General features: G+C 72.6%; 12 protein-coding genes. 4 read left to right on the forward strand and 8 right to left on the reverse strand.

The window, feature by feature from the left end:
• Positions 1-30 precede the first annotated feature (30 nt).
• The gene (locus ACFWUZ_RS13820; RefSeq protein WP_384371644.1) at positions 31-510 is read left to right on the forward strand and encodes an SsgA family sporulation/cell division regulator; all 480 of its coding nucleotides are present in this window, start codon (positions 31-33) and stop codon (positions 508-510) included.
• A 36-nt stretch (positions 511-546) separates the two neighbouring features.
• On the opposite strand, the gene ACFWUZ_RS13825 is transcribed toward ACFWUZ_RS13820, so the two are convergent.
• Positions 547-1,950, reverse strand: coding sequence for an FAD-binding oxidoreductase (locus ACFWUZ_RS13825; protein ID WP_384371646.1), 1,404 nt, complete (start codon positions 1,948-1,950; stop codon positions 547-549).
• 96 nt (positions 1,951-2,046) lie between these two features.
• Here ACFWUZ_RS13825 and ACFWUZ_RS13830 point away from each other — a divergent pair, with 96 nt between their 5' ends.
• Positions 2,047-3,624 carry a tetratricopeptide repeat protein gene (locus ACFWUZ_RS13830; protein WP_384371648.1) on the forward strand — a complete coding sequence of 526 codons (1,578 nt, stop codon included), beginning with the start codon at positions 2,047-2,049 and terminating at the stop codon, positions 3,622-3,624.
• A 274-nt stretch (positions 3,625-3,898) separates the two neighbouring features.
• Here ACFWUZ_RS13830 and hppD read toward each other — a convergent pair whose 3' ends face one another.
• Complete coding sequence (gene hppD / locus ACFWUZ_RS13835) at positions 3,899-5,053, reverse strand: 4-hydroxyphenylpyruvate dioxygenase (protein ID WP_384371651.1); 1,155 nt, start codon at positions 5,051-5,053, stop codon at positions 3,899-3,901.
• Positions 5,054-5,187: 134 nt separating this feature from the next.
• Between hppD and ACFWUZ_RS13840 the strand changes: the two genes are divergently transcribed.
• Entirely contained in the window at positions 5,188-5,664 is a 477-nt protein-coding gene (locus tag ACFWUZ_RS13840) for an Lrp/AsnC family transcriptional regulator (protein WP_384371653.1), read from the forward strand.
• A 107-nt stretch (positions 5,665-5,771) separates the two neighbouring features.
• Here ACFWUZ_RS13840 and ACFWUZ_RS13845 read toward each other — a convergent pair whose 3' ends face one another.
• Both ACFWUZ_RS13845 and ACFWUZ_RS13850 read right to left on the reverse strand, forming a co-directional pair.
• On the reverse strand, positions 5,772-6,569 hold the full coding sequence (locus ACFWUZ_RS13845) for a S16 family serine protease (RefSeq protein ID WP_384371655.1): 798 nt from the start codon (positions 6,567-6,569) through the stop codon (positions 5,772-5,774).
• Between the two features lie 45 nt (positions 6,570-6,614).
• Positions 6,615-7,256, reverse strand: a complete 642-nt coding sequence (locus ACFWUZ_RS13850) for an IclR family transcriptional regulator (protein WP_007264382.1) — start codon at positions 7,254-7,256, stop codon at positions 6,615-6,617.
• Between the two features lie 376 nt (positions 7,257-7,632).
• Between ACFWUZ_RS13850 and ACFWUZ_RS13855 the strand changes: the two genes are divergently transcribed.
• Positions 7,633-8,670 carry a hypothetical protein gene (locus ACFWUZ_RS13855; protein WP_384371657.1) on the forward strand — a complete coding sequence of 346 codons (1,038 nt, stop codon included), beginning with the start codon at positions 7,633-7,635 and terminating at the stop codon, positions 8,668-8,670.
• Between the two features lie 71 nt (positions 8,671-8,741).
• On the opposite strand, the gene ACFWUZ_RS13860 is transcribed toward ACFWUZ_RS13855, so the two are convergent.
• The 4 genes from ACFWUZ_RS13860 to ACFWUZ_RS13875 all read right to left on the reverse strand — a co-directional run bounded on the left by ACFWUZ_RS13860 (position 8,742) and on the right by ACFWUZ_RS13875 (position 12,751).
• Positions 8,742-10,526 (reverse strand): DEAD/DEAH box helicase, encoded by a 1,785-nt coding sequence (locus tag ACFWUZ_RS13860; RefSeq protein WP_384371659.1) that lies wholly within the window; start codon positions 10,524-10,526, stop codon positions 8,742-8,744.
• A gap of 136 nt (positions 10,527-10,662) precedes the next feature.
• On the reverse strand, positions 10,663-11,046 hold the full coding sequence (locus ACFWUZ_RS13865) for a type II toxin-antitoxin system death-on-curing family toxin (RefSeq protein WP_384371661.1): 384 nt from the start codon (positions 11,044-11,046) through the stop codon (positions 10,663-10,665).
• Complete coding sequence (locus tag ACFWUZ_RS13870; protein WP_362056460.1) at positions 11,047-11,244, reverse strand: Arc family DNA-binding protein; 198 nt, start codon at positions 11,242-11,244, stop codon at positions 11,047-11,049. It lies immediately after the preceding gene.
• 43 nt (positions 11,245-11,287) lie between these two features.
• Positions 11,288-12,751 carry an MFS transporter gene (locus ACFWUZ_RS13875; RefSeq protein WP_384371663.1) on the reverse strand — a complete coding sequence of 488 codons (1,464 nt, stop codon included), beginning with the start codon at positions 12,749-12,751 and terminating at the stop codon, positions 11,288-11,290.
• Between the last annotated feature and the right edge of the window lie 60 nt (positions 12,752-12,811).

Raw genomic sequence — 12,811 nt, forward strand, 5'->3', positions numbered from 1 at the left:
GCGCACACAGCGCACCGAAGTGAGGCCGTCATGCACCACCCCGTCGTCGAGCGCGAGCTGGAACTCAAGCTGGTCCTGTCCCCCGAGCGCAGCGTCCCCGTCCCCGCCCGGCTCCTCTACGTCACGGACGACCCGTACGCCGTCCACATCACCTTCCACACCGGGTCGAGCACCCCGGTCAACTGGACCTTCGCCCGCGAACTGCTGGTGGAGGGGGTGTTCCGGCCGTGCGGCCACGGCGACGTCCGGATCTGGCCCACGAAGGTCGACGACAGGGCCGTGCTCTGCATGGCGCTCAGCTCCCCCGACGGCGACGCGCTGCTGGAGGCCCCCGCCGGCTCCGTCTCGGCCTGGCTGGAGCGGACCCTGCGCATCGTGCCGCCCGGCACCGAGGCCGAACGGCTCGGGCTGGACGCGGCGCTGGCCGAGCTGCTGACCCCGACCCCGGCCGACGACCTGTGGCTGCGCGACCCTTGGCCGTCGGACGAGTCGGCCGACGGGGACCTGTGAGGCCCGGGCCGGGCGCCGCGGTCCGGGCGGCGTACGTCAGAAGAGCTTGCCGGGGTTGAGCAGGCCAAGCGGATCGAAGGCGTGTTTGACGGCGCGCTGCATCTCCAGGCCCACCGGGCCGAGTTCCCGGGCCAGCCATTCCCGTTTCAGGACGCCCACGCCGTGCTCGCCGGTGATCGTCCCGCCCAGTTCCAGGCCGAGCGCCATGATGGCGTCGAAGGATGCGCGGGCCCGCCGCGTCTCGTCCTCGTCGGCCGGGTCGAAGCAGACCACCGGGTGGGTGTTGCCGTCGCCCGCGTGCGCGCAGACCCCGATGAGCAGGTCGTGCGTACGGGCGATGGCGGCCGTCCCGTCCAGCATCTCGGCGAGCCGCGACCGGGGCACGCACACGTCGTCGATCATCGTGGCCGGGCGAAGGGTCTCCAGGGCGGTCAGGGACATCCGGCGGGCCTGGAGCAGCAGTTCGGACTCGGCCTCGTCCTCGGCGGGAACCACGGTCGTGGCCCCGGCGGCCGTGCACAGCTTCCCCACGGCCGCCAGCTCCTCGGGGGCGTGCGGGGTGTCGAAGGCGACGAGCAGCAGGGCCTCGGTGGTGTCGGGCAGTCCCATCCTTCCGAGGGCGTTGACGGCGCGGACGGTCGTACGGTCCATCAGTTCCAGCAGCGACGGGGTCAGTCCGGCCTCCATGACGGCGCAGACGGCGGCGCAGGCAGCCGCGGCGGAGGGGAACTCGGCGGCCAGCGCGAGCCGGCGGGGCGGCGCCGGGCGCAGGGCGAGGACGGCCTGGACGACGACCCCGAGGCTGCCTTCGGAGCCGACGAAGAGCCGGGTGAGGTCGTATCCGGCGACTCCCTTGGCGGTGCGCCGGCCGGTGCGCAGCAGCCGTCCGTCGGCGAGGACCACGTCGAGGCCGAGGACGTACTCGGCGGTGACCCCGTACTTGACGCAGCACAGTCCGCCGGAGCCGGTGCCGATGTTGCCGCCGATGGTGCACTGCTCCCAGCTGGAGGGGTCGGGCGGGTAGTACAGGCCCTGTTCGGCGACGGCCCGCGAGAGCACGGCGTTGACCACGCCCGGTTCGACGACGGCGATGCGGTCGACGGCGGAGACCTCCAGGATCCGGTCCATCGCGACGAGGGAGAGCACGATGCAGCCGTCGGAGGCGTTGGCGGCGCCCGACAGCCCGGTACGGGCTCCCTGCGGGACCACGGGGACCCGTAGGGCGGTGGCGGTGCGCAGGACGTGCTGGACCTGTTCGACGGTGCGGGGCAGGACGACCGCGGCCGGGGTGCCGGCCGCGCAGAAGCCCGCCATGTCGGTGGCGTAGGAGGCGGTCACCTGGGGGTCGGTGAGCAGGGCTTCGGCCGGGAGGCCTTCCCGCAGCCGGGTGAGGAGTGCGGTGCGTGCGTCCGGGGACCGGGGGTCGAGATCGTCGTCCATGGGTTCAGCGTGGCAGTCGGGGCCATCGGTGTGAACACGCCCGCGCCCGTCTTCGGACACCTCGGAGAGTTCTTCATATTGACGCACAGTGACTCCATGCACCGTATCGACCGTATCGACGAGGAATCGCTGGAGCCGGCGCCGCCCGTGACCTTCACCGGCCGCAAGACGCTCGTGGCGGCCGCGGTGGCAGTGGTCCTGATCGCCGGGGCCTTGCTGATCCGGCCGGCCCGTACCGGTGACGACGCCCGCCCGCCGGGGCCGAGCGAGCGGGCCGCGTCGGCGGTCGGCATGGGCGCGCCCGCGGCGGCGGTGGACCTGACGGCGCTGATGGCGGACCGGGAGAAGTGGCTGGCGACGCACCCGGACGACGACGCGTCCTGGGCGGTCCTGGGCGCCGCGTACCTGGAGCAGGCCCGGCGGACCGCGGACTCGGGCTGGTTCCCGAAGGCGGAGAAGGTCCTGAAGCGCTCGCTGGAGGTCCGGCCGGCCGAGAAGGGCAACTTCGACGCGATGACGGGCATGGGCACGCTGGCCAATGCCCGCCGGGACTTCGGCACGGGCAAGAAGTGGGGCGAGCTCGTACGGGCGCAGGCGCCGCGGCGGTGGACGGCGTACCCGGTCCTCGTGGACGCGTACACGGGCCTCGGCGACTACAAGGCCGCCCAGAAGGCGATGGAGCGGCTGCTGGAGCTGCGGCCGGGCCTCGCCGGGTACCTCAGGGCCTCCCAGGTCTACCGGGACCGGGGCTGGCGCGAGGACGCGGTGATGTCGATGGAGCACGCGGCGGGCGCGGCGAAGTCCCCGGCGGAGAAGGCGTACACCCTGTACCGGCTCGGGGAGTTGGCGTGGGAGCGGGGCGACGCGGCGGAGGCGCTGCGGCTGTACGAGGGCGCGCTGCGGACGGATCCGGCGCAGGCGCAGGCGCTGGGCGGCCGGGCCCGGGCGCTGGGCGCGCTGGGGCGTCCCGGTGAGGCGGTGCGGGACTACCGGATGGCGCTGGGGCGGACTCCGGAGCCGCGGCTGGCGCTGGAGCTCGGCGAACTGCTGGAGTCACTGGGGCGGCACGAGGAGGCGCGTACGCCGTACGACATGCTGGGCGCGCTGGCCGCGCGGGACGGCAGCAACGGGGTCGACGACGACCTGGTGCTGGGCCTGTACGAGGCGGACCACGGCGATCCGGCGGCGGCGGTGCGGCGGCTGAGGCAGGAGTGGGCGCGGCACAAGAGCGTGCAGGTCGCGGACGCGCTGGGGTGGGCGCTGCACCAGGCGGGCGAGGACGAGGCGGCGCTGGAGTACGCGACGAAGGCCACGGAGCTGGGGCTGCGGAGCGCGGATTTCTCCTACCACCGGGCGATGATCGAGCGGGATCTGGGCGAGGAGGCGGCGGCCCGCCGCCACCTCCAGGAGGCGATGCGGACGAACCCGCACTTCTCGCCGCTGCGGGCGCCGCTGGCGAAGCAGGTCCTGGCGTCGATCGGGCAGCCGCCGCCGGGGGGTCCGGAGAACCTGGAGCCGGCCACTCCGTGGGTGGAGCCGGAGCTCCCGAAGGCGAAGCCCGTGGCCGAACCGAACCCCGCCGGGCCGCGCGCGGCGAAGCCGACCCCGAAACCGGAGCCGTCCGCGGCGAAGCCGGCCCAGCAGCCCGAGCCGCCCGCGTCCCCGTCCCGCTGACCCGGGCCGGGCCTCGCCACCCTGCCCCCCGGCGGGGTGGCAGTACCGCGGCGCGGCGGTACCGTCCCGGCCGTCTCCCCGCGCGAGCGGGCGCCTTCCGGCCCGCCGCAGGAAGACCCGGCCGCGCCTACGGTGGGGGCGCGGTCAGGGGCGGAGCCCCGGCAACGGCGCCGCACGGGCACGGCCACGGCGGGACCCCGCCCGGGGCGCGGCGCCGCAGCGGCACGTGCACCGCAAGGCCCCGCCAGGGACACGGCGGGGCCCGGGGCGGAGGCTAGAGGTTGCCGCGCTTGGCCTGCTCGCGCTCGATCGCCTCGAACAGGGCCTTGAAGTTGCCCTTGCCGAAGCCCATCGACCCGTGCCGCTCGATCATCTCGAAGAAGACCGTGGGCCGGTCCTGCACCGGCTTGGTGAAGATCTGCAGCAGGTAGCCGTCCTCGTCGCGGTCGACGAGGATCTTCAGCTCGCGCAGGGTCTCGACCGGCACCCGCGTCTCGCCGGCCCACTCGCCGAGGGTGTCGTAGTACGAGTCCGGGGTGTCCAGGAACTGCACGCCCGCCGCCCGCATCGACCGCACGGTCGCGACGATGTCGTTCGTGGCCAGTGCGATGTGCTGGACGCCCGCGCCGCCGTAGAACTCCAGGTACTCGTCGATCTGCGACTTCTTCTTCGCGATCGCCGGCTCGTTGATCGGGAACTTCACCTTGAGGGTGCCGTCCGCGACCACCTTCGACATCAGCGCCGAGTACTCGGTCGCGATGTCGTCGCCCACGAACTCCTTCATGTTCGTGAAGCCCATGACCTTGTTGTAGAACGCGACCCACTCGTTCATGCGGCCGAGCTCGACGTTGCCCACGCAGTGGTCGATGGCCTGGAAGGTGCGCTTGGCCGGCGGCTCGACCATCGGGTCGACGGCGACGAAGCCGGGCAGGTACGGGCCGGTGTAGTCGCGGCGCTCGACCAGGGTGTGGCGGGTCTGGCCGTACGTGGCGATCGCGGCCAGCACGACCGTGCCGTGCTCGTCCTTGACCTCGTACGGCTCGTCCAGGCCGCGCGCGCCGTGCTCGACGGCGTACGCGTAGGCCGCGCGGGCATCCGGGACCTCGATCGCGAGGTCGACCACGCCGTCGCCGTGGTCGGCGACGTGCTCGGCGAGGAAGCGGCCCCGGTCCGTGCTCGCCTTGATGACCGAGGTCAGGACGAAGCGCGCGGCGCCGTTGGTCAGGACGTAGCTGGCCGTCTCGCGGGTGCCGTTCTCCGGTCCGGAGTAGGCCACGAGCTTCATGCCGAAGGCGGTCGAGTAGTAATGCGCGGCCTGCTTGGCGTTGCCGACGGCGAAGACGACCGCGTCCATGCCCTTCACCGGGAAGGGGTCCGCCTCACGCGCGGTGTGGGGGGTGGTGTCCAGGTTCGTCAAAGACTCAGTCATGAGCGCAGACTCCCGCCGATCCACAAGCTGCGCAATAGTTTCGAAATCTGCTGTACATACTGTTCAGCTCCGGCGCAGGATGAGTGAGAGATCTGCGCACTATGACCACCGCCAGCGAGCTCCGGAGGCGCGCCATGGGAATCGACGACCTGGACGGCCGGCTCCTCGTCCTGCTGGCCCGCGAGCCCCGGATCGGGGTCCTGGAGGCCTCCCGGCGGCTCGGGGTGGCCCGCGGGACCGCGCAGGCCCGGCTGGACCGGCTTCAGTCGAACGGAGTCATCCGCGGGTTCGGCCCGCAGGTGGATCCGGCGGCCCTCGGGTACCCGGTGACCGCCTTCGCCACGCTGGAGATCAAACAGGGGCAAGGGGCCGACGTACGGGCCCATTTGGACGGCGTACCGGAGGTCCTGGAGCTGCACACCACCACCGGGCACGGGGACATGCTGTGCCGCCTGGTGGCCCGGTCCAACGCCGACCTCCAGCGCGTGATCGACCGGGTTGTCGGATTCGATGGGATCGTTCGGGCTTCGACGGCGATTGTCATGGAGAATCCCGTACCGCTGCGGATCATCCCCCTGGTCGAACAAGCGGCGGGGGACGACGGCCGCTGAAGCACGGCACGGGGCCGCCCGGGGCCGCACCGGCCCGGTCAGCTACCGCAGCGGCTGGGGCGGCAGCCTCGCTGGAGGGCGACGGCTGACGCCCGTACCCGCGCCCGTCAGCAGGACGGGACGGCCTCTCCCCGGTTCAGCGCGCGCAGGGAGTCCACCGCGTCCGTCAGCGAGGTGACGGGCACCAGCCGGAGCCCCTGGGGCAGCTCGGACAGGGCGTCCGAGCACTCCGCCTCCGGTACGAGGAACACGCTCGCCCCGTCCCGGTGCGCGGCCTGGGTCTTCAGCGCCACCCCGCCGACCGCGCCGACCGCGCCGTCCGGGCTGATGGTCCCCGTGCCGGCGATGGTGCGGCCGCCGGTGAGGTCGCCGCCGCTGCCGTCGCCGTCGAGTTTGTCGACGATGCCGAGGGAGAAGAGGAGGCCCGCGCTGGGCCCGCCGACGTCGGCGAGGTTGAGGTCGACCTTCACCGCCCCAGGGTCCTTGTGCAGGTAGCCGAGCGCCGCCCGGGCGGCGGTCGACTGCGACCTGGTCATTTCCTCCAGGTTGTGCTGCTCGACCTGTTCGGTCGTCTGGCCGGACGGGTAGATGGCCTCCTTGGGCATCACTGCCCGGTCGGCCCGGAACCAGCTGTCGACGAGCTGCCCCAGGGCCACCTTCTCGGACGGGCCCGGGGCCTGGATCGTGGTCATGAGCAGCTGCCCCTCGGTGTCCCGGACGGGGGCACCGGTGACGCTGATCACGTTCTTGCCGTCCCGGGCGCCGAGCACGTCGGCCGTGAGCCCCGGCTGGGCCAGCACGAAGGGCAGCGGCGCGAAGGCCGCGACGGCCAGCAGGCCGACCACGGGCACGGCGCAGACGGCCAGGGCGGCGGGACGCGGCAGACGTGTGAGGCGAGAGAGCACCCCGTCAATCTATCGGTCCCTCCGCCCGGCCCCCGGGCGGGCGGCTCAGCGCAGCGCGTCGGCGACCTCGCGGGCCGCGTCGACGACCCGCGGCCCGACCCGCTCCGGTACGGCGTCGGCCAGCATGACGACGCCGACGCTGCCCTCCAGCCCCGTGATGCCGACGAGCGGCGCGGCTGCACCGCTGGCGCCCGCTTCCAGCTCCCCGTGGGTGAGGGTGTAGCCCGGTTCGATCAGGGAGCCCTGACGGGCGGCCAGGATGGCCCGTCCGGCGGCACCCCGGTCCAGCGGGTGGCGGAAGCCGGCCCGGTAGGCCACGTGGTAGTCCGTCCAGGTCGGCTCCACGACGGCCACGGCGAGCGCCTCGGTGCCGTCGACGAGGGTCAGGTGCGCGGTGGCGCCTATGTCCTCGGCGAGGGACCGCAGCGCGGGCAGGGCCGCCTCGCGGACGAGCGGGTGGACCTGCCGGCCCAGTCTGAGCACGCCGAGCCCGACCCGGGCCCGGCCGCCGAGGTCGCGGCGGACCAGGGCGTGCTGCTCCAGGGTGGCGAGGAGCCGGTAGACCACGGTGCGGTTGACACCGAGGCGGTTGGAGAGCTCGGTGACGGTCAGACCGTGGTCGGTGTCGGCGAGCAGTTTGAGGACTCTGAGCCCTCTGTCGAGAGTCTGGGAGGTTTCCGCGGTCACGACGCCTCTCCCTCTTAGGTGGGCGGCGGTGACTCTCGGGGTGGCACGCCGCCGGTCCCGCGGCAGCGCACGGAGAGGCCGCCGGTAGCGGCCATAGCACCGGCTGCGCTCCCGCGGCGGCGCTGCCACGGTGCGTTCGATGCGGGGACATTAGCGAGCGGGTTCGCTGAGCGGAAGGGCTCGTCCAGAATCCGGGCGCCTGCTGCCCGTTTGTGCCGGTTGATGATCGGCACCGGTGTCAATTTGTAACCTCCTTTCGCCACAACTCCTTTACATGCCCATTACTCTGAGCAGGTTCAAAAAGATGTTCGGTAGGCCTGGGGGGGACGTGCGCACGCGCGACACCCAGCGCCGCACGGAGGGAAACCCACCACTCATGAACTTCAAGCGCCTGGCCGTCGTGGCCGCCGCCGCCGTCGTCGGCCCGACGGTCCTGATGGCCACCCCGGCGATGGCCGACGAGGCCCAGAACCCCGCCGTCTCGACGCCGGACACCGCCCCCAAGGACGACGCGGCTGCCGCCGAGACCCCGGCGAAGGAAACCCCGGCAGCGGAGGCCCCCGCCGCCGAGCAGCCGGCCGCCGAGGCCCCGGCCCCGGTCGTCCCGCCCGTCGCCCCGGCCCCGGTCGCCCCGGTCCTGCCTCCCGTCGCCGACACCCCGGCCCCCGCGCCGGCCCCGGTCGTCCCGCCGGTCGCGGAGGCCGACGAGAACCTGGGCGAGGAAGAGGACTGGGTCGCCACCGGCCCGAAGCTCGGCCTCAACGGCATCCCGACCACCTTCAAGGCCGGCGGCGACTGGACCCAGTTCCAGGTCTCCATCGACAACACCACCGGCAAGGCCCACTCGAGCTACGTCCTCGTGCTGGCCGTCGCCAACGAGTCCCTCGAGCTGGAGCGGAACGACGTCCAGGTCCAGGTGTTCTTCGGTGGCGCCTGGCACAACGTCGAGATCATCGACGACGGCGGCACGCCCGTCGCCCTGCTGACGGACGACCTGCCGATCCCCAACGGCGTCAACCTCGACCTCCAGGTCCGCATCAAGTTCCACGCGGGCGCCCCCACGGGCGAGATCGTCATCGCGGCTGCCGGTGGCAGCAACGAGGACGAGAACATCTGGTCCGACACCGTCTGGACCGAGGCGAAGATCGTCAAGGGCGGCAACACCACCAAGCCCAACGGCGGCTCCAAGCCCGTCGAGCAGGCCGGCCACGTGACCACCCCGAACGCCGGCTCCGGCTCCGGCTCCGGCTCCGGCTCCGGCTCCGGCTCCGGCGCGGTCACCACCGCCGGCCAGCTCGCCGAGACCGGTAGCGACGCCGCCACCACCTGGGCGCTCGGCGCCGGCGGCGTGGCCCTGGCCATGGGCGCCGCCCTGGTCGCCGGCACCGGCCGCCGCCGCCGCCCGACCGCGTAACCCTCAGGAACACATGCGAACGGGGTCCGTGCGAACCTCCGCACGGACCCCGCTTCGCATTCTGTGGGACATCACCGCATCCGCGTGGCCCACTCCTGGACCTTCTTGATCCGCTCGCGCAGCTGCCCCGCCGTGGCCTCCGCGCTCGGCGGCCCGCCGCACACCCGGCGCAGCTCGGTGTGGATCACCCCGTGCGGCTTGCCGCTCTGGTGGACGTACGCGCCCACCATCGTGTTCAGCGACTTGCGCAGCTCCAGCAGCTCCTTGTGCGAAACCACCGGCCGCCGGTCGGCCGGCAGCTCCAGCAGGTCCGCCTCCGCGTCGGGCTTGCGCCGGCTGTGCGCGATCTGCCGCGACTGGCGCTTCTGCAGCAGCATCTGCACCTGGTCCGGCTCGAGCAGCCCGGGGATGCCGAGGTAGTCCTGCTCCTCCTCGCTGCCCGGGTGCGCCTGCATGCCGAACTCGGCGCCGTCGTAGAGGACCCGGTCGAAGACCGCGTCGGACTCCAGCGCCTCGAAGGACATCTGCTCGTCCTCGCCGGTGTCCTCGTCCTCCTGCTTGTTCGCCTCGTCCATCTCCTTCTCGGACTCGGCGTACGGGTCCTCCTCGCCCTGCTTCTTCGGCTTGTCGAGGACGTGGTCGCGTTCGACCTCCATCTCGTTGGCGAAGCCGAGGAGGTAGGGGATGGTCGGAAGGAACACGGACGCGGTCTCGCCGCGCCTGCGCGATCGCACGAAACGCCCGACGGCCTGCGCGAAGAACAGCGGGGTCGAAATCGTCGTCGCGTACACGCCGACCGCCAGCCTCGGCACGTCGACGCCCTCGGACACCATGCGGACGGCGACCATCCAGCGGTCGTCGTTCGCACTGAAGTCGTCGATCCGCTTCGACGCGCCGGTGTCGTCGGACAGGACGAGGGTCGCCTTGGTGCCGGTGATCTCGCGGATCAGCTTGGCGTAGGCGCGCGCCGAGTCCTGGTCGGAGGCGATGACCAGACCGCCCGCGTCCGGGATGCCCTTCCTGACCTCCGTCAGCCGCTGGTCGGCGGCGCGCAGCACGTTCGGCATCCAGTCGCCGCGCGGATCCAGCGCCGTGCGCCAGGCCTGCGAGATGGCGTCCTTGGTCATCGGCTCGCCGAGCCGGGCGGCGATCTCGTCGCCCGCCTTGGTGCGCCAGCGCATGTTGCCGCTGTAGGAGAGGAAGATGACGGGCCGCACGACGCCGTCGCCCAGCGCGTTCCCGTAGCCGTAGGTGTAGTCGGCGGACGACCGGCGGATCCCGTCGTTTCCCTCCTCGTACGCGACGAAGGGAATGGGGTTGGTGTCGGACCGGAACGGCGTACCGGTCAGGGCCAGGCGCCGGGTCGCCGGGTCGAAGGCCTCCAGGCAGGCCTCGCCCCAGGACTTCGAGTCACCGGCGTGGTGGATCTCGTCGAGGATGACGAGGGTCTTGCGCTGCTCGCAGCGGTTGCGGTGCAGCATCGGGCGCACGCCGACACCGGCGTAGGTGACGGCGACCCCGTGGTAGTCCTTGCTGAGCGGTCCCGCCGAGTACTCGGGGTCCAGCCGGATGCCTATCCGGGCCGCCGCGTCCGCCCACTGCTTCTTCAGGTGCTCGGTGGGGGCGACGACGGTCACCTGCTGCACCACGTGGTGGTGCAGCAGCCAGGAGGCGAGGGTCAGCGCGAAGGTGGTCTTGCCGGCGCCGGGCGTCGCGACCGCGAGGAAGTCCCGCGGCTGGGTCTCGATGTAGCGGTCCAGCGCTCCCTGCTGCCAGGCGCGCAGCTTGCTCGCCGTACCCCACGGGGCACGGCCGGGGAAGGCGGGTGAGAGGTGGTGGGAGGCGGTAGTAGTCACGGTCTCCGGTTCGGGCTCTCGGCGTACTCGCGTACTGGTGCGGGCAGTCGTACGTAGGACAACCGGGCCACCCTACCGGGACGGGCCCGCCCCTCGCGGAGGGACGGGCCCGTGACCTCGGGCGGTGCGGCGAGCGTCACATCGCTTCGTGCAGCGCCCGCAGCCGGCGCGCGATCTGCGCCACGTCCTCGAGGCTGCCGGTCGCCACCTCGATCACCAGCTTGTACGACTCGTCCTGATCGATGTCGATCATTTCGGTCCCGTTGAAGTCGAGGAACACGACGGTGCACATCCACGCCATGCGCTTGTTGCCGTCCACCAGGGGGTGGTTGACGGCGAGCGACTGGAGCAGCGCGCCGGCCTTCTCAAACAGGTCCGTGTACGCCTCGACCCCGAACATCTGGGACTGCGGCCGGTGCACGGCGGAGCTGAGCAAGCCCAGGTCGCGGACCGCGACCTGCTGTCCCGCCATGGCGAGCTCCGCCAGCTCCAGGGCTTCCTGGACGGTCAGGTACTTCACTCACTCCCCCAGGCGGCGCAGCAGGTCGGCGTGACCCTTGGCGTACTTCTCGCCCAGCCGGCGGACCGTCTCGCGGTCCGCCTCCTGTTCCAGGTAGCGGTCGATCGCCTGAAGCACTATGGCGTGCATGCTGCGGCCCTCTTCCTCAGCGCGGATCTTGAGGGCCTCTTGCTGGTCGTCGCGGAGACGCAGGTTCATCGCCATACCAAAACGGTACCACTTCGGCGGGGCCACCGTGGTACTACTCTGCGGCGGACGCAGGGGCCGGCTCCAGCCGGGCCGCGACCCAGGCTCCCACCAGCGCCACGCACGCCATCGGCAGGAAGACCACCACGAACGCGGCGGGGTGCGAGGGCGCTCCCCCGGCGGTGACGGCGTGCGCCGCCCCCACCGCGCCCCCGCCCAGCGCGGCGAACGCGGCCCCGCCCGCCGCCAGCAGGACCACGTTGGCCAGCGCGTCCGAGATCTGCAGCGACGCGGAGTTGGCCCCGACCTCCTCCGGCGCCGACAGCTTCAGCAGCAGCACGCTCGTCGAACCGATCACCAGGCCCATGCCCAGGCACCCCACCGCCCAGGCCAGCGCCAGCGTCCACACCGGCACGGACTCGATGAGCACGGCCGGCGCCGCGGCGATGGCGATCGCCACCATCACCATCCCGACCACCATCAGCCGCTCCCGGTACGGCGCCATCCGCCCCTTCGACTGCACCCACGAGCCGCCCGCCCAGGTCACCCCGCCCAGCGCCAGCGAGAACCCGGCCAGGGTCGGGCTCAGCCCCCGCTGGGTGACCAGCATCAGCGGTACGAAGCTCTCCGCCGCGATGAACGAACCCGCGGCCACCCCGCGCAGCAGCACCACCGACGGCAGGCCGCGCCGCGCCCGGTAGGTCCCGCGCGGCAGCAGCCCCAGCACGGCAGGCACCAGCAGGGCCGCGCCCGCCGCGGCCGGCAGCAGCGACAGCCACCGCAGGTCCTGCGCGGCGTACTGGAGCAGCCCGGCCCCGGCCGAGATGCCGAAGGCCAGCCGGATCCGCCGCCGGTCGAAGGCCACCCCCTCGCCGCCCACGGGCCCGGAGGCGGTCCGCCGTATGGCCGGCAGCGCGACGACGAGCGGCACCACGACCAGCACGGGTATGCCGAGGAACACCCACCGCCAGCCGAGGTGTTCGGTGACGGTCCCGGAGGCGAGCGGTCCGACGATCGACGGCACCACCCAGCTCGCGGCGAAGGCCGCCATGATCGCGGGGCGCAGCCGCTCCTCGTAGGCCCGGCTGACGACCACGTACAGGGCGACGATCACCAGCCCGCCGCCGAAGCCCTGCACGGCCCGGCCGAGCACGAACACCCACATCGTGCCGGCGGTCCCCGAGAGCACGAGTCCGGCCGCGAAGGCCGCGATCCCGCCGGTCAGCGGCCGCAGCGGCCCCTCCCGGTCGGCCCACTGCCCGGACAGGACCATGCCGAAGAGGCTGGTGGTGAAGTAGGCGGAGAAGGCGAAGGCGTAGAGCCCGATCCCGTCCAGCTCCCGGGCGGCGACGGGCATGGCCGTACCGACGGCGGTGGCCTCGAAGGCGATCAGGAAGATGACGGAGATGATCCCGACGCTGAGCGTCCGGTACGCGGGGCCGAGGATGCCGACGGGTGACGGGGTCGGCGGGACCGGTGCGGTCTTCTCGGGCACGCGGGGTTCGAGGGGGGCGCTCATCGCCCCAGCGTAAGGTGCGTACCTCTGCCGCGACCCTGTCAATTCGACCGATCCCGCACT

This window comes from Streptomyces sp. NPDC058646 (assembly GCF_042716875.1).
GTDB lineage: Bacteria > Actinomycetota > Actinomycetes > Streptomycetales > Streptomycetaceae > Streptomyces.